Below are 23,047 nucleotides of genomic sequence, written 5' to 3'. Positions count from 1 at the left end.
GCGCTCGAATTCAGGAAGCGATGTCCGACAACAACCGGGCCAGTTCCTCGGGGCGGGAGAACATCGGCCAGTGACCGGTCGGCAGTCCGTGCACGCTCCTGTCCTCGGCCAGCGCGAACTCGGCCATGAACGGGTGCCCCTGCGCGATCATGGCCTCGACCTGCTCGGCCGGGTACAGGCACGTGATCATGTGCGCGGGCACCTTGAGCCGGGCCGGGTCGCCGACCCGCTCGCCACCGGCCGCGACCGCGTACGGCTGCGCCACCGCGCGGGTGCGCAACATCTCGAGGTCGGCGGGGGTGAGTCCGTCGAGCATCTCGGGCGCCTTCGTCGGATCCCACGGGTAGGTGTATCGACCGTCGCCTCGTTCGGCCACCTCGGCCTCGATCCGGGCCCGGTCGGTGGGATCGGTCAGGTCCAGGAGCGAGACGCCCTCGGCCACCGGGCCGGAGTCCACGTAGACGATCCGGGCGATCCGGTCCGGGATCCGCCCCAGTGCCGCGTAGGCGGTGAAAGCGCCACCCGAGTGGGCGGCCAGGACCACGTCGGTGAGGTCGCGCGAGGTGATCTCCTCGACCAGGGCGTCGGTCTGCGCCGCGAGGTCGATGCCGGCGGCGTCGGCGGCCTCGTCCGTCAGGCCCGCCAAGGTCACCGCGAGCACGTCGTGCCCGGCGGCCCGCAGCGGTTCGGCCACCCGGTCCCAGGCCCACGCGCCGAGCCAGTAACCGGGAACGAGAACGATGTGCGCCATGGTGGAGCTCCTCCGGTGGTGTTCTTTTGCGTCGTCCTTGCGAGAACGATCCTGGACGGCATACCTGACAGAACGCGACAGGTTTCCGCTCCGGTGTGCTGCTCAGAGCCAGTTCCGGCGTTTGAAGATGAGATAGAGGACGACGCAGACCACGACCATCAGGCCGACCGCGAAGGGGTAGCCGAGGGTCCAGTGCAGTTCGGGCATGTCGTCGAAGTTCATCCCGTACACGGTGCCGATCAGGGTCGGTGCGAACAGGATGGCGGCGTACGCGGAGATCTTCTTGACCTCCTCGTTCTGCGCGTTGCTGGCCGCGGTGAGCTGCCTCATCTCCTCGTTCTGGGCCTGGGTCACCACGATCGCGTTGACTCGCATGATGCCTTCGAGCAGTTGTCGGAAGCCGACCACGCGTTCGACGGCGATCGTCGCGTGGTCCTGGACGTCGCGCAGGTAGCGGCGCAGCTCCTGGTCCACGTGGTACTTGTCGAAACCGGTGGACAGGTCGGTGAGCATGAGCAGGAGCGGGCGGGTCGCGCGCTGGAACTCGATCACCTCGCGGGAGAGTTCGTAGATCCGCCGGGACACGTTCGGGGCGCCGAGGAATGCCTCCGCCTCGATCTCGTCGATGTCGTTCTGCAGGCCGCCGACGACCGGGGCGTAGGCGTCCACGACGCTGTCCAGAATCGCGTACAGCACCGCTTCCGGGCCCTGGCGCAGGAGTTCGGGCCGGTCCTCGGCCCAGCGGCGGACCGCGCGCAGGTCGGGGGACTCGGAGTGGCGGACGGTGACCACGAAGTTGGCACCGAGGAAGACGTGCAGCTCGCCGAAGTCGACCTCCTCGAGGTCGTCGAGGTAGCGGGCCGCGCGCAGCACCACGAACAACGTTTCCCCGTAGCGTTCGAGCTTGGGCCGCTGGTGGGCCACGATGGCGTCCTCGATGGCCAGCGCGTGCAGGTCGAACTCGTCCGCGGCGGAGAGAAGTTGGCTCTCGGAGGGGCGGTAGAGGCCGATCCAGGCCATGGCGCCAGGCCGGACGTGCAGTTCGCGGTAGGTGTCGGCGAGCGTGCTCGGCGAGGCGACCCGTACCCCGTCCACGTAGATCGCCGCGTCGATCAGGCTGTGTTCGACGGGCGGCGGCTCCGGAGAGTCCGCCGCCCGCGGGTCCATCGAGCGCTCCGGCGGTTCGGGGGGTTCGCTCGCACCGTGTCTGCGGGCGCGGAAGGGCAGACGCCGATCGGACATGCGGGGCTCCGAGACACTGGGCGGCGAACAGCACGGACGTGACCTCGGGCCGGTCGCGCCGGGAAATCGCGACCGACCCGACCAACGTATTGTCCATCTTTGCGCGCAGATATCACGGATTTATGCAATATGGCGGTTTGCTTACCGGCGAACCGGAGAACCCGGCCTGCCGGGGGCGCGGCACCGAAGTGTCGAAGCGCCGGGGCGTTTGCCGGCGGAGCGACCGATGGGGCCTACGGCAGCTCGAACGGGCCCTTGCCCATTTGTTGCCGCACGGTGACCACCGGCGGGTTGACCAGGCCGCGGCGCTGCCAGTTGGCACCGTCCACGACCAGGGTGTGGCCGGAGATGAAGCGCGCGTAGGGCGAGGCCAGGAAGGTCGCGGCCCAGCCCAGTTCGCGCGGTCGGCCGACGCGCATCGCGGGCTGGCACGGATCCTTGTCGTGGGTGCCGGCCAGGTTGCCCTTGATGTCGGCGGTCATGTCCTCGTGCGGGAACAGGCCCGGGACCAGGCCGTTGACCTGGATTCCGTACGGGCCCCACTCGACGGCCAGGGTCTCGACCATGTTCTTCACGCCCGCCTTGGCCGCCGCGCTGTGGGCGAAGCCGGGGCCGCCGGTCCAGGCGTAGGACGCGCCGATGTTGACGATCGAACCGGGCGTGCCGGCCGCCAGGTGTCGGCGGGCGAACTCGCGCGCGCAGAAATAGGTGCCGTTGAGGGTGATGTCCACGACGGTGCGCCACGCGTTGGGGGACATCTCCTCGGCCGGCACCGGGAAGTTGGCCGCCGCGTTGTTGATCAGCACGTCCGGGAGCCCGAACGCGTCGACGGCCGCGTCGAAGGCCGCCGCGATCTCGGCCGGCTCGCGGATGTCGCAGGCCACGGTCCGCACCTTGGCGCCGGCCTCGGTCAGTGCCTCGCGGGCCGCGTCCAGATGGTCCTCCTTGCGGCTGGCCACCACCAGATTCGCGCCCAGTCGGGCGAACTCGATCGCGATCGCCTTGCCCAGGCCGGTGCCGCCGCCGGTGACGAACACCGTACGGTCCGCGTAGGTCCCGGCCGGCAGCGCGCCGGCGCCCAGGGCGGGCGGTTCGGGCAGGCCGATGATGCCGTCGGATGCCTCGGTCATGGGGGTCAGCTCCCGGTGTAGTGGGCGGGCCGCTGTTCGGCGCGGGCGGCGCGGAACTCGGCGTAGTCGTCCGACTTGTTGACGAAGGTCTGCGCGATCAGTTCCTCGGCCATCGAGGCGCGCACGGCGGGTTCGGCGAGGTGGCCGAGTACGCGCCGGGCCATCTTGACGGTCACCGCCGGCGCGGCCGCGATTCGCTCGGCCATCTCGCGCACCGTGGCGTCCAGTTCGGCGGCGGGCACCACGCGCGAGACGATGCCGTGCGCGTAGGCCTCGGCGGCGTGCATCGGGCGGCCGGTGAGCACCATGTCGGCGGCCACCCCGGGCCCACAGATCTGGTGGAGCCGAGCCACGCCGCCGGTGTCCGGAATCACCCCGTGCGTGGTTTCCGGCAGCATGAACCGAGCGCCCTCGGCGGCCACCCGGATGTCGCACAACAGCGCGCGTTGGAAGGACGCGCCGATCGACCAGCCCTGGCAGGCCACCAGCACCGGAGCGTCCAACTCGAACAACTGCTGCACACCGCGATGCCCACGCGTCATCAGCTGATGGTGCGTCAACTCGACCCGGTGACCCCCGATCGAGGACACGTCGCGCCCGGAGGAGAAGGACCTGCCCTCCGCGCGCCAGATCACCGCCCGCACCTCGGGCCGCTGCCGCAATTCGCCGAGGATCTGCCACAGCAGCTGATCCATGTCGTCGTCGAACGCGTTGTGCTTGTCCGGGTTGTTGTTCGTGATCGTCGCGATGGGTCCGTCGTAGTCGAGAAGCACCTTGTCCGCCATGACACCCTGGGATATCCCAACGCCGCGCAGGAATCGAGACCCACGACGACCGCGACGACCCCAAGCGGGCAAGATCACAACCGGCAGGGGACCCGCGGTGTGCGGCGCGGCGGACCACCGGATGTGGATCGGACGCGGGATCGAGACCGGCGACCGCGGCTGGACCGGGCGGGTCGACAGCGACGGCAACGCGGTGGTCCGGTGACGCCGTGGGCCGCCACCGGATGCGGTTCGGGCGGTGGCCGCGCCCGCGAGGCGGGTGGGCGGGATTGGGAAGCCCGGTCACCCCTCACCGGCAACCGGGCTGCCACAACCTGATGAATCGTCAGCGTACCGGAATGGTCGTTGACACGTGTCGCATGGGTCGGCTCCGAACCAAATCTTGACCCTTCGTGGCGCGTGGACACCGGCGTGTCGGGTAGATTCGCGCGCCTATCGGTCCACCACGGGGCCATGGCGATACCGCGAGGCGTGTGTTCCGCGGGTTGAAATGGGGGCTTGTCAGATGGTTCATCGTCTTCTCCGGCGTCTCGCCGGTCCGATCCTGCTCGCGGTGTTCGCGGCCGTGCTGACCGCCGTGCCCGCGCAGGCCGCGTCCGCGCCGGCTCAGGCGCAGGTGCGCCAGGTCTCGTCCGCGACGGTGTCGACCGTGCTCACCTCGACCGGCGTGCAGACGGTCGCGGATACCTCGGCCCGAAGCACATCGCACCAGGCCGCGGCGCAGCAGAGCCACCCGGCCAAGAAGAAGGCCAAGAAAAAGAAGAAGAGCTTCTTCAAGAAGGCCGGCAAGTTCATCTTCGCGATCATCGGCATCATCGTCGTCGCGATCATCATCTTCTTCGTCTGGCGGGCACTCAAGCGCCGCAACTGATCGAGCGCTCCGCCCGATCAGGCGCTCCGCGAGCGAGCGCTCCCGTTCGTTCCGGAACACACCGCGCGCCCGGCCCATGTCCCTTGGGCCGGGCGCGCGGTCTTTCACCCGAAGCGTCGTCGGCCCCGAGCGCCGCCGGGCCCGCGTGCCGTTCAGTGGTGCCACGACCGGGACTTGTCCCGATCGCGCGTGTCGGCCGATCGGCCCAGGGCCGACAGACCACCGAGAACCATCGTGATCACCAGGAAAACCGCCAGAACTGTCATGCCTCAAGACTGCCCGATGCTTGCACATGCATCGAGTGGCAGGACTGCCTTATGTGCGCAATATCCTGCCATCTCGGCCGGACTGCCGGCATGCTGGCCACATGCTGCGCAATGTGGTCGTGATCGTTCAGGACGGGGTCGCGCCCTTCGAACTCGGGGTGCTGTGCGAGGTGTTCGGCATCGACCGGAGCGAGGAGGGCTGCCCGGTCTACGACTTCGCGGTGTGCGCGGTCACCCCCGGCCGGGTCCGGGCCAAGGCCGGCTACGACCTGTACGTCGAGCACGGCCTCGACCGGGTCGCGCACGCGGATCTGGTCGCGATTCCCGCGTCCGCCGAGCACGACGAGAACGTGACGCCCGATCCGCTGCTCCTAGCCGCGCTGCGGGCCGCCGAGGCCCGGGGCGCGTGGATCATGAGCGTCTGTACGGGCGCCTTCACGCTGGCCCGGGCCGGCTTGTTGGACGGCCGGCGCTGCACGTCGCACTGGAAGTACACGGATCGCCTCGCCCGCCTGTATCCGAAGGCCGTCGTCGAGCCGGACGTGCTCTACGTCGAGGACCGGCGGGTGATCACCAGCGCCGGTACCGCCGCCGGCATCGACGCGTGCCTGCACCTGGTCCGACTGGAGGACGGCACCCGGGTGGCCAACGCGATCGCCCGCCGCATGGTCGTGCCGCCGCACCGCGAGGGCGGCCAGGCGCAGTACATCGCGCGGCCGCTGCCCGAGCGTTCCGGCAGCCCGCTCCAGGCCACCCTCCTGTGGATGGAGGAGCGCCTGGCCCGGGAGGTGACGGTCGATCAGATGGCCGAGCACGCGCTGATGTCGCCGCGTACCTTCGCCCGCCGGTTCCAGCAGGAGACCGGCACCACACCCTACGAATGGCTCACCGCGCAGCGCGTGTTGCTGGCCCAGGAACTGCTGGAGCAGACCGACCTGCCGATCGACATCGTCGCCGAGCGCTCGGGCTTCGGCAGCGCGGCGACGCTGCGCCACCACTTCCTGCGCCGGCGCGGCACCACGCCGCAGAACTACCGTCGGACCTTCTGCCCCGAGAGCGCCACCGCATGACCGCACCGCTGATCCGCACCGCCCGCGCCGACGACTACGACGCCATCGTCGCGGTCCTGGACGCCTGGTGGGGCCGGCCGATGACCGGCATGCTGCCCCGCCTGTTCCTCGACCACTTCCACCCGACCAGCCTGGTCGCCGAGGACGAGGCCGGGCTCGGCGGCTTCCTGATCGGGCTGCTCTCGCCCGCGCACCCGGACCAGGCGTACATCCACTTCGCCGGCGTCCGGCCCGATCTGCGCCGCTCCGGGTTGGCGCGGGAGTTGTACGAGCGCTTCTTCGCTCTCGCGCGCGCGGACGGGCGCACGGTGGTGCGCGCGATCACCGGCCCGGTCAACACCGGTTCGATCCGCTATCACACGGCGATGGGGTTCACCGTGCACGGCCCGGTCGCGGACCTGGACGGCCCCGGCGCGGACCGCATGCGGTTCGAGCGAAGCCTGTCGGTGTGAGCACGAACACCCGACGCCGGGAGCCGAACGCGGACCGGTCCGCGACGTCGACGCCGGTTGTCGGCGCGGCCGCGTAACCTACGTCCTTCGACGGTCCGGTCCGACGCTTTCTTGCCCCTGTTCGGATCGGGCCGTCGTCAGGTCAGCTTGGCGGCGGCGCGCAGTGCCCGCATGATCTTGAACCGGTTCGGTCCGAGCACCATCATCGGGTGCGCGTGCAGCGCGTGTATGGCGTTGCGTTCCGCTCGAACCGCCGCCGACCACTGACGGGTCAGTTCGGCGTCCAGCCGCCCGGGGTTCTCGCGCGCGAACGTCGTGACGACGTCGGCCGCATGGTCGCGGTCCCGCTGGAGGGCAACCAGCTCAGCCGGGATTTCCGCCGGTTCATACATGCGGATCATCGTAGGTGGCGAGCAGCCTTCGACCTAGGACATGCGTGCGTCACACGTGGCGCGAATCCTGCGCACCCTCCACCGGCGTCGGCTCCCGGTCCGGCCCGCGCTCGCCGCGACCCGCCGCGCAGTACAGCGCGACCGCGCCGCCCAGAGCCGCCGTGCCGAGCAGGATGACGCGGTAGTCCAGCACCGTCAACAGACCCGCGACGCCGAGGATGGCGAAGGCCGTCGGCGCGAACATGATCGTCCCCGCGGTCGCCGCGACCCGGCCCACCAGGTGCCCCGGCGTCTCCCGCTGCAACACGGTCATCGCCGCCACGTGCACCGCCGGCAGCCCGAAGCCGATCGCCACGCTCCCGGCCAGGACCACGGGCAGCCACTCGATCACCCGCGAGCCCACCCCGACCGCGAACAGCGCCAGACCCAGCACCGCGAACCCGCGCGCACCGAGCCGGCGGATCAGGGTGCCCGCGCACAGCCCGACCACCACGGATCCGGCGCCCTGCGCGGTGTACAGCACGCCCACGAACGCCGGTGAGCGGCCGAGTCCCCGGTCCACCACGGCGTAGATCGCTCCGCCGCTGACCCCGGACACCAGCATCGCCAGGCCGCCGGAGAACACCAGGCGGCGCAGCGGACGATGCGTCCACAGGTAACCCGCGCCGGCCGTGGCCTGCCCCCACCACCCGGTCTCGGCCTTCGCCCGGACCGGCTGATCGAAGCGCATCAGCGCGAAGACGCCGGCGGCGAGGACGAACGTGCCCGCGTCCAACAGGGCGACGGTGTGTCCGCCGGACCACGCGAACAGACCCGCGCCCGCCAGCGGGGCGATCAGCTTCATGCCCTCGGCCGCGCTGAGCCGCATCCCGTTGAGATCGCCCAGGATGCCCGGCGCGACGCCGGCCGTGAGCGCGGTCGACTCGGCGGCGTCCAGGAGCACGAAGCCGATGCCGTAACCGAACATCACCGCGAACAGGATCCACACCTGATCGCCCGAACGCACGGTCAGGGTGAGGGTCAACAGCGCCGCGAGCACCAGATTGACGGCCAGGAGCAGACGTTTGGCCGGCCATCGGTCCGCGGCCGCGCCGAGCAGCGGGCCGAGCAGGGTCGGTGCGAACACCCCGAGCGCCATCAACGCCGCCACGCTGTCGGAACCGGTCAGCGTCTTGGCCCAAACCCCCGCGACCAGAGACATCGCGCTGCTGCCGAAGCTGGAGATCACCACTCCGCTCAGGTACAGCCCCGCGTTGCGATCCCTCAGCACCTTTACCGCACCCCACGCCACGTGCCCACCGTGCCCCTCGTTGTCGATGTCGCGGCTCTCCTTGCTGTACTAGCAGTCATGAGCAGCGCCGTCACCCAATTCGTCGAAGAAGTTGAGCCAACCCGACTCAAGTCCGATCTATTCGAGGGGAAAAGCCCTGATCCGGACGCCTTTCGAGTCTTCGGCGGCTGGCTGGTCGCGCAGGCGCTTGCCGCCGCCGGGGCCACCGTCGACGGCGACCGGGTGCCCCACTCGCTGCACGCGTCGTTCCTGCGACCGGCCGACTCCACGCTGCCGCTGATTTACCGGGTCATCCGGACCCTGCAGGGCCGGACACTGAGCCATCGTCAGGTCGACGTGCTCCAGGCGGACAAGGTGGTCGTGCACCTGGTCGCGTCCTTCCGGGTGACCCGGCCCGAGTCGCCGTTCGACCACGCGCCCAGCGCACCCACCGTGCCCGACCCGACGACGCTGCCCACTCTCGCGCAGCGGCTGGACGCGCTGAACGGACCGTTGCGCCGGCCGCAGTTGGTCCGGCGCAACCCGGTGGACCTGCGCTTCATCGAGCCGCCCACCTGGGCCGACGAGACGTCCACGGCGCGACCACCGCACAACGCGCTGTGGTGCCGCGCCGACGGCGAACTGCCCGATCGCCCACTGCTGCACGCGTGCGCCGTCGCCTACGCGACCGACCTGAGCATCCTGGACACGCTGGTACTGCCGCACGCCGCGGCCCTGGGCCGGCGCTGGATTCCCCGGGCCAGCCTGGATCACTCGATTCGCTTCCATCGCCCGTTCCGCGCGGACCGGTGGTGGCTCTACGACCAGGAGGGCACCACGCTGCACGCCGCGCACGGCACGGTGCACGGCCGGATCTTCGACGCGGCGGGCGCGCTGTTTGCGACGGTGAGTCAGGAGGCACTGTTCGGCGAGCCGGTCGAACACCGGTCGTGATGCCGCCGAGGGCCGGTGGCGCCTGCCGAGGGAGTGCGCATGTTGCAGGTCGGAAAGGTCTCACTGAACGTCAGCGACCAGGACGCGGCGAAGCGCTTCTGGGTCGACAAGATGGGCTTCGAGGAGGTCATGGACACGCCGATGGGCGAAGCCGGCAGCCCGCGCTGGATCGAGGTCCGCGCTCCGGGTGACGGCATCACGCTGATCCTGTTCAGCCACCGCTTCGACATGGAGAAGGTCGGCTCGCTCAACAACGTGCTGTTCACGTGCGACGACCTGCAGAGCACGTACCGGGAACTGGTCGCCAGGGGCATCGACTTCCCGGACAAGCCCGCCCAGCAGGAATGGGGCTGGTGGGCCACCTTCCGCGACAACGAGGGCAACTTCTACGGATTGACCCAGCGCAACCCGTGACCGCCATCGGCCGACGCCGCCGCGCCGTCGCGGTGCCGCCATGGCCGAGCGGCCCCGGACGCGGCGGCATCGGTACGTAGGGGTCCGGGCTTGGGGAACATCGGTACAGCGGTTGGCGCTGGGCAGGGGTCCGGCGAGCATCTCCGGGACCAGGCCGCGGGCGGTGAGGTGGTCGGCGAGTGCGGTGAGTTCGGCGGCGTCGCGGCCGAGGCGCTTCATCTCGTAGACGGTGAAGACGACGCGGCAGTGCGGGCGGGTCTGGTCCATCCTTCCTTCGGGCTGCCGGTGGCGGCCGTCAGCGGGACGCGGTGCCTAGTTGTCGCCTCGGTGTCCGTCGCGGACCACCGCCAACCCGCCGACCCGGGTCGTGATGCCCGCCGGCCCGCGTCGGGCCGAAGCGAGCACGACGGCCGGTCGACCGAGGCTGTCACCCTGCTCCACCTCGATCGCGACCGTCTGTGCCCCTGTCGTGTCGAGTAGGTGGGCGGCCAGGCAGCCGGTGCTGTTGGCGTTGGCGACGTCCTCGTCGACACCGATCGCCGGCGCGAACATCCGCGCCGCACCCGGTCGGTCGCCCACCGGCGGTGCGTACACGAAACAGCCGAGGAGCCCGTACCGCCGGCACGCCGCTGTCAGCCTGCCGAGGTGTGGGTGGACTCGGAGCAGCGCCGACCGGTCGTGGACCGGTACCAGCATGCGTGGTGCGCCGGGCGCGGCGATCCGTGGCGCGTCGGTCGGATGCGGGTCGTCCGCGGTGAGCCCGAGCGCGGCGACGATCGCGGCGCGCTCGTCCGGTTCCGGGTGACGCAGCGCGACGAGGCCCTGGTCGAACCACACCTCGATGCCGGCGGGGCGGCGGATCGCGACGGTGTCGAACGTGCGCCCGCCGGTGTGTTGGCGGTCGTTCAGCTCGCCCAGCGCGGTGCGGGTCAACCGGACGGCCTGCGCGGCAACGGTGCCGTGGCCGCAGCCGGACAGTTCGGCGGTGGCGGTGAAGAACCGGACCGGCCGGCCACCGTCCGGCGTCCGCCCCGGGCCGAGGAACGCCGCGTGCGAGGTGCCGGCCGCAGCAGCGACCGCACGCCGGTCCGCGTCCGTCGCCGCCGGGTCGTCGTCGGTGACGGCCGTGGGGCTGCCGCCCCGGCCGTCGCGCCGCACGCACGCATCAACCACCGTGACATCCGGCCAGGACATCGGCCCACCTTTGACGCTCGACGAACCGGCGACCGCGAACGGCGTTCCGCCGATGGCCGGACCCGGCCGCGACGGCCGACCGAACGCGTCCCGGAGCGTACCGTCCTGCCTCGGCCGGTGCCGTCCTGCACCGGATAGTGGATGATGACCGCACCGCCGGTGGCGTAGTTGGCGACACCGGCGGCCACCCGCCGGCCGTGCGGCGACGCCCGCGCCGCGGCCATGGCGGCGGCGTCGGCGAAGTCGCCTTCGAAGACCGCGAAATACGGCGCTTCTCCCTTGGTCGCCGCCACGTCGAAGCTGTGGCGCCACGCAAGCAGGCCGGGCCATTTCGTGACCAGTGGAAGGTGGTTGGTCACGTAGCGGTCGCGGAAGTGGTCAGGGTCGGCGGGTTTGGAATGCGTTCGGTGAGGGAGGCCGGCGCCGCAACGGTGCGGTGACCGCACGCGGGCAGTTCGCCCGGGCATCATGCGCGCGAGCAGCGCACCTGCTGGGACGCGGGGCATGGCTTCGAACTCGTCTCGTGAGTCGTCGTTCGGCACCGTGTGCGTTTCAGGTGACGGATGCTCGGCGATGGCTGGGCCCGCCGGTCAGTCGATGCCTTCGATGATGCGGAAGTCGCGCTCGTAGCCGTCGGGGAGGGCCACCAGCGCCTTCTGGTATGCCTCGCTCTCGTATGCCGCGACGGCCTGTTCGAGGCTGTCGAACTCGATCAGCACGGCGCGTTGCGTGATTCCGGCCTCGTGGGCGACGACTCGATCGCCACGGGACAGGAGGCGCCCGCCCCCAGCCTGGACAGCCGGACCGGCCAGCTTGTCGTAGGCGGTCAGCGCCTCAGGGTCGGAAATGGCGGGGTAGACACTGACCCAGTAGCCCTTGGCCATGGAAACCTCCTGTGTTCGGCCGGACACGTCCGACTTCGAATCGACACCCGGATCGATCGATCCCGCCGACCGGTACTGCGGTCAATTGGATCGTCATACGCGCAGGCTAGGGCTTGATGTGCGGTCGGGGGAAAGACCGGTACGGGATAGACTCAGAACGGATCGTTATCAATCGGCGGGGAGGGCACGTGGCACCGGACACGGTCAGCCTGCGGTACTTCCTGGTGCTGGCGCAGGAGTTGAACTTCACCCGCGCGGCCGCCCGAATCGGTATCGCACAGCCCGCACTCAGCGCCCGGATGCGCCGATTGGAGGCGGAACTCGGTACGGCCCTGCTGGTCCGCAACACGCGTAGCGTCGTATTGACCACGGCCGGTGCGGCTTTGGCGGAGTCCGCGCCGCCCGCGCTGGCGGCGCTGGACCGGGCATGGGACACCGCCCGGAGCGCGGCGGCCGGTGAACTGGGCACGCTGCGCATCGGATACAGCCTCAGCACCGGGGCCGAGACGGCACCGGCCCTGGTGGACAAGCTGATTCACAGCAGTCCCGGACTCGAGGTCGGCGCGGTCCCGATGGCGACACCGGAGATCTCCCCCGCGGTCGCCGACGGCCGCATCGATGCCGGGATCACCCGCGGTGAACAACCGGGCCGTGGCGTGCGCCGGTTCCTGCTGCGGCGTCAGCGCGTCGGGGTCCAGCTGGCGCAGCACCATCCGCTGGCCGAACACCCGGAGGTCGAGATCGCCGACGCGGCCGCGTATCCGCTGCGACTTCCGGACCGTGCGGCCAATCCCGTGATCCACGATCAGCTGTCCGCACTGTTCCGAGACACCCGACCACACCCCCGATTCCACACGCCCGCAGTCTCTTTCGACATGTCTCAGCGCGACCTGCGCGACGGGGTCACCCTCGCCCCGGCCGGAGAAGCCGCAGCCACGGCACAACCGGCCGGTCTCACCTGGCGACCGCTGCGAGGCGCGCCCGGCCTGACGATCCACCTGGTCCTCCCACGCGAGCAGTCGCCGCTGCACCGCCGCGTCCGTGCCGTCGCCAAAACCCTGGCGCACGAGCTGCACTGGCTGCCGGACTGACGGGCAGCAGGTCATGCCAGGCGAACTTCCGCGGTGGCGAGGCCGATGACCTTGCGGCACTCCCGCGCCCCGCACGACGTTGTGGTTCTTGAACTTCAGCGGGGACAGGCGGGCGACATCCTCATCGCTGATCTCCTTGTCCTCGGCGCGCAGCCGGGCGACCTCGGCGTCGATGTACTTCGTCGTCCAGAGCACGACGGCGTTCAACACCAGTCCCAGTGACCCTGGTTGATCTTCCATTCCGTCCCGGTATGCCTGGTGGATGGTGCCGCGCTTGCCGTGGCAGATGTCCCGGGCGAGGGTGTGGCGGGACTCCTGGACGCTGAGCTGCTTGCCCATCTGCCGCCGGTAGGTGTCATCGACCGGGTCGACCTCGAACAACAGGTCCGGCAGGTCGATCTTCGGGAGCATCTTCTCGACCCGCTTGCGCAGCCAGGCCGGCGACTTGGGCACCCCGAGCGGCCCGAGTGCGTCCACGTTCAGCTTGGCCCGCCCGTCGGGCTGCACCTCGATGCTGACCTTCGCATCCGCGCCGGCCTCTTCGAGGTGTTCGGCCATCTGCTTCCACGCCGCGTCCAGCACCCGCACCGGCTCCGCCGGATGTTCCTCGACGGGAGCCTCCAGGCTCAGGCCGGCCAGTACGCCCTCGCGCCCCGCCGGCCACGGCTTGCCGTCCAGCAGCCGGGCCCGCGGGTTGGAGAAGCGGTGCGAGGGGGAGCGAAGATCGCGCGGCTGACCAGCGCCCGGTACAGCTGCTCCAGCACGCACACCAAGATCGTTCTCAGCGCCAGCCGCTGTACCGATGTTCCCGACCGAAGCCCGGGGTCGACGGAACCTCGTCCGTCGACCCCCGGGGGCGGTCAGCCCGCGACGACCGCGCGCAGGCTTTCCTTGAGGGAGCCCATGGTGGCCAGGACGGCGGTGGGCTCGTAGCCGCAGTGCGCCATGCAGTTGTCGCAGCGCGGGTCCTTGCCGCGGCCGTAATTCCCCCACTCCGTGTCGGTGAGCAACTCCTGGTAGCTCTGCACGTAGCCGTCGCCCATCAGGTAGCAGGGCTGCTGCCAACCGAGCAGCGAGTAGGAGGGGATGGCCCACGGCGTGCACTCGAAGTCGCGCTTGCCCTCCAGGAAGTCGAGGAAGAGCGCGGAGTGGTTGAGCCGCCACTTCTTGCGGTTGCCGCCGGAGAAGGCGGAGGCGAACAGCTTCCGGGTCTGCTCGACCCCCAGGAAGCGGTTCTGTACCGGGGCCTTCTCGTAGGCGTAGGCCGGGGAGATCTGGATCCGGTCGACCTTGAGGTCGTCGTTGAGGAAGTTGAGCACGTCGACGATGCTCTCGGGGGAGTCCGTGTTGAAGAACGTGCTGTTCGTGTAGACCTGGAATCCCGCGGCCTTGGCCATCTTGACCGCGGCCACCGCCTCGTCGAAGACGCCTTCCTTGTCCACCGCCTGGTCGTGCTTCTCGCGCAGGCCGTCGATGTGCACCATCCACGCGAAGTTCTTGTTCGGCTTGAACTTGTGCAGGTGCTTGGGCAGCAGCACGGCGTTGGTGCAGATGATGACGAACTTCTTGCGCTTGAGCAGTTCTTCGACGATCAGATCGATCTGCTTGTGCATCAACGGCTCACCGCCGGCCAGCGACACCATCGGCGCGCCGCATTCCTCGACGGCCGCGACGGCCTGCTCGACCGACATGCGCTTGCGCAACACGTCGTGTGGCTGCTGAATCTTGCCGCACCCGCCGCACTTGAGGTTGCAGGCGAACAGCGGCTCGACCTCCACGATCATCGCGAACTTGTCGACTCGCTTGATCTTCTGCTTGACCAGGTGAGTGCCGATTTTCACAGCCAGGTTCAGCGGCAGGCCCATGACCGTTCGCTTCCTCTCTATCCCCGAACCCGGGGGCGTCGGCGTCCGCTGAAACTCGACTCGGCGTGGCGTCGTTGCCCGGGTGTGCCCGATGATGACAACATCTTCAACATACAGGCTGTACGTAACGTGGGGGTTGTATGGCGGTCACGCGTCGGGCACAACATGTCGCGGACACCCGTGCGGCGCTGCTGACCGCGGCACGCGAGCTGTTCGCGACCCAGGGTTATGCGCAGACCGGCACCGAGGAGATCGTGGCCCGAGCCCGAGTGACCCGGGGCGCGCTGTATCACCACTTCAAGGACAAGGCCGATCTCTTTCGCGCGGTCATGGCGACCGTCGCGGCCGAGGCGGCCGAGGCGCTGGTCGCCCACGAGATGCGTCATGCCCGGGACCACCCCAGCGAACCGTGGGATCAGCTGCGGCACGGATTCCAATCGTTCCTGGACGTGTGCACGACCGGGGACTTCCAGCGGATCGTGTTGGTGGACGGACCGGCGGTGCTCGGGCCCGGGTCGTGGGACGCGCTCGTGGACGAGCACGGACACGGGCTGTTGGCCGCCTGGTTGCGGAGGGCGATGGACAACGGCGAGATCGACGAGTTGCCGGTGCGGCCGCTGGCCCGGCTGCTGGCATCGCTGATCTCCGAGGCGAGCATGTACACCGCGCGTGCGGCGGACCCCGCGAACGCCCGGCGCGAGGTGGGCCAGGTCATCGACCGGGTGCTGGCCGGGCTGCGCAAGAGCTGACCGCCGCGCGGGAGCCGTTCGCGAGGCGAGCCCGGCGGCGGATCATCGGGCGTCCAGCACCGCGGACATCACGGCCTTGGCGATCGGGGCGGCGAGGCCGCCGCCGGTGACGTCGGCACGGTCGGCCGAGCCGTCCTCGACCACGACGGCGACCGCCACGGCGGGTCCGGCGTCGGCCTTCGCGTAGGCGATGAACCACGCGTAGGGCACGGCCCGGTTGTTCTCGCCGTGCTGGGCGGTGCCGGTCTTGCCGCCGACGACGGCGCCGTCGATCCGCCCGTTGCCGCCGGTGCCGGTGGCGACCGCGTCCTCCATCATCGTCTGTAGTCGGCGGGCCACCGGCGGGGAGACCGCGCGGGTCAGGGGCTCGCGGTCGGTGACGTGCACGATGCTGCCGTCGCGGCGGGTGAGCCGCTCGACCAGGTACGGCCGCATCACCTCGCCGTCATTGGCGACGCCCGCCGCGACCATCGCCATCTGGAGCGGGGTGGCCCGGGTGTCGAACTGGCCGATCGAGGACAGCGCGGTCTGCGGGCGATCCGGATGCTTCGGGAACACGCTCTCGGTGACCGCGACCGGAATCCGCAGCTTCGGGTGGTCGAAGCCGAACGCGTCGGCCTGCCGGCGCATCACCTCGGCACCCATGTCGACCCCGAGTTTGGCGAACACGGTGTTGCAGGACATCGCCAGCGCGTAGCGCAGCGAGGCGTCGCGGCAGCCGGACACCGCGTTGCCGAGTCCGGCCTGCGATTCGGGCAGCGGATAGGGATCGGGCGAGTCGGTCGGCTCGTCCGGATCGGTCACCATGCCCGAGGAAAGCGCCGCCGCGGCGGTGACCACCTTGAAGGTGGAGCCCGGGGGATAGGTCTCGCGCAACGCGCGGTTGAGCATCGGCCGGTCGGGGTCGGTGTCCAGGGCGGTCCATGCGCTCCGGGTCGCCTTGTCGCCACCGGCCAGCCTGCCCGGGTCGTAGGACGGTGTGCTCACCAGGGCCAGGATCGCGCCGGTGGCGGGGTCGAGCGCGGCCACCGCGCCCTTGTTGCCGGTGTTCGCGAGACCGGCGAACGCGGCCTGCTGTGCGGCGGGCACGATCGTGGTGGCCACGTTGCCGGCGGGGCCGCGCCTTCGGGTGATCGCGGTGATCACCGGCCACGCGCCCAGACGCGGGTCGGTGCCCGCCAGGAGGTCGTCCTCGACGCCTTCGAGCAGTGTGGCGCCGTAGAGCCGGGACGCGAAGCCGGTGACCGGGGCGTAGAGCGGGCCGTCGGTGTAGCTGCGACCGTAGGCCGGGTCGAAGGATGTGGCGGTGTACGGCGAACCGGTGACCGGTCGGCCGGCCACCAGGATGTCGCCGCGCGGCTGCTGGTAACGGACGATCTGTGGGCGGCGGTTGCCCGCCATGTGGTCGTAGGCGTCGGCTTGGTGCGCCATGAGCCAGGTGGCGTTGCCGAGCAGTGCCAGGAGCAGCAGCAGACAGAATCCGGCGGCTCGCCGGGCGGTGACGATCACGCGAGCACCTTCTCGGGAAGCGCGCTGGGCTCCTCGATCGGCGCGGGTGGTCGGCGACCCCGGTCGCTGACCTTCATCAGCAGTGCGATCAGCGCCCAGTTGGTGACCACGGACGAGCCGCCCTGGGCGAGGAAGGGCATGGTCATGCCGGTGAGCGGGATCAGCGCGGTCACTCCGCCCGCGACCACGAACACCTGGATGGCCAGCACGGCGGAGAGGCCGTGGGCGAGCAGCGAGCCGAACGGGTCCGGCGCGGTCAGGCCGGCCCGGAAGCCGCGTGCGACCAGCAGCGCGTAGAGCACGAACAGCGCGGCGATGCCGGTCAGTCCGAGTTCCTCGCCGACGGTGGCCAGGATGAAGTCGCTCTTGGCGGAGAAGCCGACCAGGATCGAGTGCCCCAGGCCGAGGCCGGCGCCGAGCAGACCGCCGGCCGCGAAACAGAACAACGACTGGGCCAGTTGGCCCGGTCCGAGCCCCGCGTGGATGCTCGCGAACGGGTCCTGCCAGTCCTGCACGCGGCTGTGCACGTGGGGTTCGGCCGAGCCGACCGCGAACGCGCCGAGTGCGATCAGGATGAGGCCGACCAGGATCCAGCCGATGCGGGCGGTCGCGACGTAGAGCATCACCACGAATGCGCCGAAGTAGAGCAGGGACGTGCCCAGATCGCGCTCCAGGACCAGGATGCCGACCGACGTCAGCCACACCGCGACGACCGGGCCGAGGTCGCGGCCGCGCGGCAGGTTCACGCCGCAGAACCGACGGCCGATCATCATCAGCGTCTCGCGCGTGGTGGCGAGGTGGGACGCGAAGAAGACCACCAGGATGATCTTGGCGAACTCGCCGGGCTGCAGCGAGAAGGGGCCGAGTCGGATCCACACCTTGGCGCCGTTGATGGCCGGGAAGAAGACCGGGACGATCATCAGGAACAGGGCCACGGCGGCCGCGAGGTACGCGTATTTGCCCAGGGTGCGGTGATCGCGCACGGCGATCATCACCACCGCGAACAGGATCACCCCGACGGCCGACCACACCAGTTGCGAGGGCGCGGCCTGCGCCTTCGACGTCTCCAGGTCGAGTCGGTAGATCAGCACCAGCCCCAGGCCGTTGAGCAGTGCGGCGATCGGCAGCAGCACCGGGTCGGCATACGGCGCGAAGCGGCGCACCAGAATGTGGGCGACCAACACGAGGAAGCCGAGCCCGAGTCCGTATCCGGCGGTATCCGGAGGAACCGAGCCGTCCTTGGTCAGGCCGACGTTCGCATACGCGAGGACGGGGACCAGGACCGCGAAGACGAGCAGCAGGAACTCGGTGTTGCGTCGGGTGGGCGGCAGGGGTTCTCCCGCCACCGTCTTGCGCCGCCGCCATCTGGACATGCGCTCTGGGATGCCCACAAGTGACCCTGGGTAACCGGAGGGTCGGCTGCTTTGCGGTGGGTACCGCCGGTGGTGGCGGCGCGTCACGACTGCGATTTCGGGACCCTGCGCCAATTCCCCCAACCGTGGGGACGGTCTCCCCCGGGCGGGGGAGGTCGTGCACACGGCGACCCGGCAGGATGGCGGCATGTCCCGGATCGCGCCGCTTCGCACTTGGCTCACCCGCCTCACCCGGCCGCTCGTCACGGCCTCCACCTACACGCGGGCCTTCCACCTGTTCACGGCGCTGGCCCTGGGCGTGGCGGTCGCCCTGGTGTACCCGGGTCTGGAAGGCGACAGCGGGCCGGCCGACGGGCTCGCGCTGCTGGTCGTCCCGATTCCGATCCTGATCGTGTTCGGGCTGCTCGCCGAGGCGCGCCGGTTCGAGGGTTTCCTGGCCCGGCTGCTGCTGCGCCCCGGGGACGAGAGCGACATCGCGGTCACCCGGTCCCAGGGGTGGGGGGACCGATGGCGCACTGCGCTGTGGCTGGTGTTGCGGGTCGACCTGGCCTGGCTCGGTCTCGCACTCACGGGCCACTGGGTGTTCGTGGGAATCGCGATGATCATGTCGCCGGCCACGGATACGGGCGTGGCGTTCGGCGGGCTCGCCTTCGCGGGCGGTGCCGAGCACTGGTGGCTGATTCCCCTGGGTGCGCTCGTCATCGTCGGGGCTCTCTACTACCTGGCCGGCGTGGGTTGGCTGCTCACCCGGCTCGGTACCAGGCTGCTCGGGCCGTCCGCGACCGAGCGCCTCGCGATAGCCGAGCGGCGGACCGAGCAACTGCTCGAACACAATCGGCTCGCCCGCGAATTGCACGACTCGATCGGCCACGCGCTGTCCGTGACGGTGCTTCAGGCCGGCGCCGCCCGGCAATTGCTCGACACCGATCCCGCCTTCGCGGACCGGGCGCTCGAAGCTATCGAGGAGACCGGCCGACAGGCCCTGGAAGACCTGGAACGCATGCTGCTGCTGTTGCGCGACGCACCGGAGCCGGCCGCGCCTCGACCCGGCCTGTCCGAGCTCAAGGTGCTCGTCGACGGCACCCGCGGCGCGGGTGCCTCGGTCGAACTGCGGGTGGCGGGCGCCGTCGACGCGGTGCCGGCGGTGATCTCGCGCGAGGGCTATCGGATCGTGCAGGAGTCGCTCACCAACGTGCTGCGGCACGCGGGCCCGGTGCCGGTCGACGTCACCGTGGCGGTGGACGAACACGACGTCGAGCTGACCGTGCTGAGCAGCGCGCCCGCGGCGGGAGTCGAGCGGCGGGTGGTCGGCGCCGGCAGCGGCAGCGGGCTGCGCGGCATACGCGAGCGGGCCGCGCTGCTCGGCGGCGAGGCCACCGCCGGTGCGCATGAGGGCTATTGGCGGGTGCACGTGCGCTTGCCTCTACGGTGGGCGTCGTGACGATCCGGATCCTGCTGGTGGACGACGACGAACTGGTTCGGGCGGGCCTGCGGGCCATCCTGGGCGCGCAGCCCGATCTGGAGGTCGTGGGCGAGGCCGACGACGGCGCGGGGGTGCTCTCGCTGGTTCGCGCGCTGCGCCCGGACGTGGTCGCGATGGATGTGCGGATGCCGCGCGTGGACGGGATCCAGGCCACCCGGGACCTGCTCGCGCATCTCGAACAGCCGCCCAAGATCCTGATCATCACCACCTTCGAGAACGACGAATACGTCTACGAGGCGCTGCGGGTCGGGGCACACGGCTTCCTGCTCAAGCGGGCCCGCCCCGCCGAGATCACCGGCGCGGTGCGGGCACTGGCCACCGGAGACTCCCTGCTGTTCCCCGCCAAGCTGCGGGCGTTGGTCGAGCGGCACAAGAAGGCGGCCCGCGGTGACACGGTGGTCCGGGCCAATCTGACCGACCGCGAGGCCGACGTGTTGCGGGCGATGGCCCGGGGGCTGAACAACGCCGAGATCGCCACCGAACTGTTCCTGGGTACCGAGACGGTCAAGAGCCATGTGAGCGCGGTGCTGGGCAAGTTGGGCGCCCGTGACCGCACCCAGGCGGTGATCGCCGCCTACGAGTCGGGTTTCGTCGGCCCCGGCTGACGCGCGGCGCCGATGCGGAGCGGCGGCGCGACATGCCCGGGGGTGCGCCTCTCGACCCGGCGACCCGATCCGACCGATCCGAACTGCGGGGCTCCGGCGTCCGGGGCGGCCGGAGCGTCCGCGGGCCCGGCAGGTCCGGGCGGATCTCGTCGACCTGTGCCGCCGCGGGCTGGATCAGGGAGCAGTGCGCCGCATCGAGGCTCCGGTGGTCGGGCGCCACCCCGAACTCGTCGGGCTCGCCTGCCTGATCCTGCCGCCCACCGTGGAGCGACACCGGCGGGCGCCGGCCCGGCCGTGCGCCCGCACTGAACCGCCCGCCGGACCGACCGTCCACCAGCGCCGACCGCTTATCCGCGCCCGGGTGCCCACCGCCGACCGCTGCCCGCCCGCGCGGCCAGGCCGTCCGCGCTCGCCGACCCGGGACGCCCGCCCAGCCGTCCGCGCTTGCTGACCTGGGCCGCCCGCCCGTGCGCCCGCGCCGCCCGGCCGTTCGCGTCTCTCGCACGTCCGCGACCGCCCGCAGCTCGCGAGTCCGCGCCCGCCCGGGTGGCCGGCGGGGAGGGAGGGTGGCCCCTGGCATAAAGTGATATCACTTTGCTATGGTGTTGATGGCACATCAAATCGAGCAGGAGTGACCACATGAGTGACATCGGTCCCAAGTCCATCGTGGAAATGCCGGCCCCACAGGTCCGGGAGAAGGTGGTGACCGGTGTCTCCGGTTTGTCCGCGCTCGCGGTCGGTGTGCTCTTCGTCGCCGGTGGCGTCGGGCTCATCATCTTCGGGGCCCTGTTGCACGACGGTGGGAAGGTCGCGGCCGTCATCGCCGGCATCGTGATCATCGTCGCGTCGCTGTTCGCGCTCTGCGGCTTGACCACCGTCGCCCCGGGTGAGGCTCGGGTGCTCCAGCTCTTCGGGCACTACAAGGGCACGCTGCGCCGCGACGGCCTGCGCTGGGTGAACCCGTTCACCAACCGCACCAAGGTGTCCACGCGCATCCGCAACCACGAGACGCAGACCGCCAAGGTCAACGACAACGACGGCAATCCGATAGAGATCGCCGCGGTTGTGGTGTGGCAGGTCGAGGACACCGCACAGGCCAAGTTCGAGGTGGACGACTTCGAGGAGTTCGTCGCGATCCAGACCGAGACCGCGGTGCGCCACATCGCCAACAGCTACCCCTACGACGACCACGGCAACGGCGGTATGTCCCTGCGCGACAACGCCGACGAGATCACCGGCAAGCTCTCCGCGGAGATCGGCGCGCGGGTCGCCTCGGCCGGGGTCAGCGTCGTCGAGTCGCGGATCACCCGGCTGGCCTACGCGCCGGAGATCGCCCAGGCGATGTTGCGCCGCCAGCAGGCGGGCGCGGTGGTCGCGGCCCGGCAGCGGATCGTCGAGGGTGCGGTGGGCATGGTCGAACTCGCCCTGAACCGGCTGGAGGAGGGCGACCTGGTCGAACTGGACGACGACCGCCGCGCGGCGATGGTCAGCAACCTGCTCGTGGTGCTGTGCAGCGAACAGGCCACCCAGCCGGTGGTCAACACCGGTTCCCTCTACGCATAGCCGGTCCCGGTGACCGAGCGCAAGAAGATCCTGCTTCGCCTGGACCCGGCGGTGCACGATGCGATCGCCAAGTGGGCCGCCGACGAACTGCGCAGCACCAACGCGCAGATCGAGTTCCTGCTGCGGCGTTCACTGGGCGACGCCGGCCGGATGCCGGGCAACGCCGGCCGTCCGGCCCGCCGGGGCCGACCCCCCAAGACCGACTCCGCCCACCGGCCGACCCCCGAAGCCGAGTCCGAGCCCGACGAGTCCGACAAGTCCGACGAGTCCCACAAGTCCCACGAGTCCGAGTCCGATTCCGAGTCCGGCGGAGGCGACGGTGGCGATCGAGACGATCCTGGCGATCCCGGCAATCGTGGCCGCGGCCGTGGCGACACTGGCGACCTCGGTACCGGGCCGTGACGACAAGGTCGAAGACGACGCGACGCCCTGGCGCCGAGGAGGTCGACGTGAACGTATCCCTGGAGGTGCACGTGAACGTGTCCCTGGCCCGGCGAGTGTTCCTGCTCGCCTACAGTCCCGAGCGGCAACGACTGCTGAGCCGAAGCAATCTGGGAGCCGCGCTCCAGGCGGCGGCCCTGTACGACCTCTACGAGCAGGGCCTCATCCATGACGACGCCGGCAAGGTCAAGGCGACCGCCCGTCGGGGCGCCGCCGTGCCGGACTGCGACCTGGCGGCCGAGCTGCTGGGCAGGATCACCGCGAGCGAGCGGCCTCATCGCTGGCGCCACTGGGTCAAGAAGGGCGACCGGCAGGCCACCGGGCACGTCGGAGCCGGGCTCGAACGCGAGCGGGTGATCAGGTTCGAGTCGCACCGGATCCTGGGCATCATCCCGAGCCGGCGGATGCTCTTGCGCCGACCGCAACTGCGCACCGCCGCAACCCGGGCGATGTGGGACGCGGTCAAGCCGGGCCGACCCGTCGCACGTGTCCCGGCGGCGGACGCGGCGCTGGCCGCGTTGGCCTACGAGGGTGAACTGCGCGTGGTGCTCGGTGGTCGGGAACGCCGGGCCGCCAAGAGCCGTATCCGGGAGCTGGAAGCCGGCCTGGGCCCGGTGCCCGAAGCCCTGCGCAAGGTGGTCCGGGATCGCAAATCCGCCACGGCCGGCGTCTGAACCGGCTTGACGATGTCCG

Annotated in this window: 22 protein-coding genes and 3 pseudogenes; 12 read left to right on the top strand and 13 right to left on the bottom strand. The window is 70.5% G+C overall.

Translation table 11 applies throughout. The annotated features are described in order from the left end of the window. Positions 1-10: 10 nt before the first annotated feature. The 4 genes from A3IC_RS0103040 to A3IC_RS0103025 form a co-directional block, all read right to left on the bottom strand. Positions 11-751, bottom strand: coding sequence for an alpha/beta fold hydrolase (locus A3IC_RS0103040; protein ID WP_020548591.1), 741 nt, complete (start codon positions 749-751; stop codon positions 11-13). A gap of 102 nt (positions 752-853) precedes the next feature. Next, positions 854-1,993, bottom strand: coding sequence for a magnesium and cobalt transport protein CorA (locus A3IC_RS0103035; RefSeq protein ID WP_020548590.1), 1,140 nt, complete (start codon positions 1,991-1,993; stop codon positions 854-856). Positions 1,994-2,226: 233 nt separating this feature from the next. Next, entirely contained in the window at positions 2,227-3,123 is an 897-nt protein-coding gene (locus tag A3IC_RS0103030; protein WP_020548589.1) for an SDR family oxidoreductase, read from the bottom strand. A 5-nt stretch (positions 3,124-3,128) separates the two neighbouring features. After that, positions 3,129-3,908, bottom strand: a complete 780-nt coding sequence (locus A3IC_RS0103025; RefSeq protein WP_020548588.1) for an enoyl-CoA hydratase/isomerase family protein — start codon at positions 3,906-3,908, stop codon at positions 3,129-3,131. Between the two features lie 553 nt (positions 3,909-4,461). Here A3IC_RS0103025 and A3IC_RS0103015 point away from each other — a divergent pair. The 3 genes from A3IC_RS0103015 (at position 4,462) to A3IC_RS0103000 (ending at position 6,567) form a co-directional block, all read left to right on the top strand. After that, on the top strand, positions 4,462-4,779 hold the full coding sequence (locus A3IC_RS0103015; protein ID WP_158695783.1) for a hypothetical protein: 318 nt from the start codon (positions 4,462-4,464) through the stop codon (positions 4,777-4,779). A gap of 367 nt (positions 4,780-5,146) precedes the next feature. Then, positions 5,147-6,115, top strand: a complete 969-nt coding sequence (locus A3IC_RS0103005) for a helix-turn-helix domain-containing protein (protein ID WP_020548584.1) — start codon at positions 5,147-5,149, stop codon at positions 6,113-6,115. After that, positions 6,112-6,567 carry a GNAT family N-acetyltransferase gene (locus A3IC_RS0103000; protein ID WP_020548583.1) on the top strand — a complete coding sequence of 152 codons (456 nt, stop codon included), beginning with the start codon at positions 6,112-6,114 and terminating at the stop codon, positions 6,565-6,567. The genes A3IC_RS0103005 and A3IC_RS0103000 overlap by 4 nt, the downstream gene beginning before the upstream one ends. Before the next feature lie 137 nt (positions 6,568-6,704). On the opposite strand, the gene A3IC_RS0102995 is transcribed toward A3IC_RS0103000, so the two are convergent. Together A3IC_RS0102995 and A3IC_RS0102990 are read right to left on the bottom strand one after the other, a co-directional pair. Next, a complete protein-coding gene (locus A3IC_RS0102995) occupies positions 6,705-6,959 on the bottom strand; it encodes a hypothetical protein (protein ID WP_158695782.1) in 255 nt (84 codons plus the stop codon). 49 nt (positions 6,960-7,008) lie between these two features. After that, a complete protein-coding gene (locus A3IC_RS0102990; RefSeq protein ID WP_191864139.1) occupies positions 7,009-8,229 on the bottom strand; it encodes an MFS transporter in 1,221 nt (406 codons plus the stop codon). A gap of 78 nt (positions 8,230-8,307) precedes the next feature. Between A3IC_RS0102990 and A3IC_RS0102985 the strand changes: the two genes are divergently transcribed. Beyond that, positions 8,308-9,183, top strand: coding sequence for an acyl-CoA thioesterase (locus A3IC_RS0102985; RefSeq protein ID WP_020548580.1), 876 nt, complete (start codon positions 8,308-8,310; stop codon positions 9,181-9,183). Between the two features lie 39 nt (positions 9,184-9,222). After that, entirely contained in the window at positions 9,223-9,597 is a 375-nt protein-coding gene (locus tag A3IC_RS0102980) for a VOC family protein (protein WP_040876040.1), read from the top strand. 312 nt (positions 9,598-9,909) lie between these two features. Here the strand turns inward: A3IC_RS0102980 and A3IC_RS0102975 are convergent, their stop codons facing one another. The 3 genes and pseudogenes from A3IC_RS0102975 to A3IC_RS0102970 form a co-directional block, all read right to left on the bottom strand. Then, positions 9,910-10,791, bottom strand: coding sequence for a PhzF family phenazine biosynthesis protein (locus tag A3IC_RS0102975; protein WP_020548578.1), 882 nt, complete (start codon positions 10,789-10,791; stop codon positions 9,910-9,912). Positions 10,792-10,946: 155 nt separating this feature from the next. After that, positions 10,947-11,258: pseudogene (locus A3IC_RS72915) on the bottom strand (EthD family reductase); the annotation flags it as partial. A 123-nt stretch (positions 11,259-11,381) separates the two neighbouring features. After that, complete coding sequence (locus A3IC_RS0102970) at positions 11,382-11,675, bottom strand: DUF1330 domain-containing protein (protein WP_020548577.1); 294 nt, start codon at positions 11,673-11,675, stop codon at positions 11,382-11,384. Positions 11,676-11,791: 116 nt separating this feature from the next. On the opposite strand from A3IC_RS0102970, the gene A3IC_RS0102965 reads away from it, so the two are divergent. Next, positions 11,792-12,766, top strand: a complete 975-nt coding sequence (locus tag A3IC_RS0102965) for a LysR family transcriptional regulator (protein ID WP_245599139.1) — start codon at positions 11,792-11,794, stop codon at positions 12,764-12,766. A gap of 72 nt (positions 12,767-12,838) precedes the next feature. On the opposite strand, the pseudogene A3IC_RS72910 reads toward A3IC_RS0102965, so the two are convergent. Together A3IC_RS72910 and hpnH are read right to left on the bottom strand one after the other, a co-directional pair. Further along, a pseudogene (locus A3IC_RS72910) lies at positions 12,839-13,539 on the bottom strand (Tn3 family transposase); the annotation flags it as partial. Between the two features lie 87 nt (positions 13,540-13,626). Beyond that, complete coding sequence (hpnH, locus tag A3IC_RS0102950; RefSeq protein WP_020548573.1) at positions 13,627-14,631, bottom strand: adenosyl-hopene transferase HpnH; 1,005 nt, start codon at positions 14,629-14,631, stop codon at positions 13,627-13,629. Positions 14,632-14,771: 140 nt separating this feature from the next. On the opposite strand from hpnH, the gene A3IC_RS0102945 reads away from it, so the two are divergent. Then, positions 14,772-15,380, top strand: coding sequence for a TetR/AcrR family transcriptional regulator (locus A3IC_RS0102945; protein WP_020548572.1), 609 nt, complete (start codon positions 14,772-14,774; stop codon positions 15,378-15,380). A gap of 42 nt (positions 15,381-15,422) precedes the next feature. On the opposite strand, the gene A3IC_RS0102940 is transcribed toward A3IC_RS0102945, so the two are convergent. Further along, positions 15,423-16,889, bottom strand: coding sequence for a penicillin-binding transpeptidase domain-containing protein (locus tag A3IC_RS0102940; RefSeq protein ID WP_020548571.1), 1,467 nt, complete (start codon positions 16,887-16,889; stop codon positions 15,423-15,425). Then, positions 16,886-18,262, bottom strand: a complete 1,377-nt coding sequence (locus A3IC_RS0102935) for an FtsW/RodA/SpoVE family cell cycle protein (protein ID WP_020548570.1) — start codon at positions 18,260-18,262, stop codon at positions 16,886-16,888. Before A3IC_RS0102935 ends, A3IC_RS0102940 begins: the two co-directional genes overlap by 4 nt. A 187-nt stretch (positions 18,263-18,449) precedes the next feature. On the opposite strand from A3IC_RS0102935, the gene A3IC_RS0102930 reads away from it, so the two are divergent. From A3IC_RS0102930 to A3IC_RS0102910, 5 genes and pseudogenes are all read left to right on the top strand, one after another. Then, positions 18,450-19,703 (top strand): sensor histidine kinase, encoded by a 1,254-nt coding sequence (locus tag A3IC_RS0102930; protein WP_026217820.1) that lies wholly within the window; start codon positions 18,450-18,452, stop codon positions 19,701-19,703. Next, the gene (locus tag A3IC_RS0102925; RefSeq protein WP_026217819.1) at positions 19,700-20,350 is read left to right on the top strand and encodes a response regulator transcription factor; all 651 of its coding nucleotides are present in this window, start codon (positions 19,700-19,702) and stop codon (positions 20,348-20,350) included. Before A3IC_RS0102930 ends, A3IC_RS0102925 begins: the two co-directional genes overlap by 4 nt. 639 nt (positions 20,351-20,989) lie before the next feature. Further along, positions 20,990-21,913, top strand: coding sequence for an SPFH domain-containing protein (locus tag A3IC_RS0102920; RefSeq protein ID WP_020548567.1), 924 nt, complete (start codon positions 20,990-20,992; stop codon positions 21,911-21,913). A 9-nt stretch (positions 21,914-21,922) separates the two neighbouring features. Next, positions 21,923-22,117, top strand: a pseudogene (locus A3IC_RS52175) (type II toxin-antitoxin system antitoxin); the annotation flags it as partial. 245 nt (positions 22,118-22,362) lie between these two features. Further along, the gene (locus A3IC_RS0102910) at positions 22,363-23,028 is read left to right on the top strand and encodes a GOLPH3/VPS74 family protein (protein ID WP_020548565.1); all 666 of its coding nucleotides are present in this window, start codon (positions 22,363-22,365) and stop codon (positions 23,026-23,028) included. The last annotated feature ends 19 nt before the right edge of the window (positions 23,029-23,047 follow it).

This window comes from Embleya scabrispora DSM 41855, assembly GCF_000372745.1.
GTDB lineage: Bacteria > Actinomycetota > Actinomycetes > Streptomycetales > Streptomycetaceae > Embleya > Embleya scabrispora.
The sequence above is the reverse complement of the archived record's forward strand: the minus strand, read 5'-3'. Positions and strand labels throughout refer to the sequence as shown.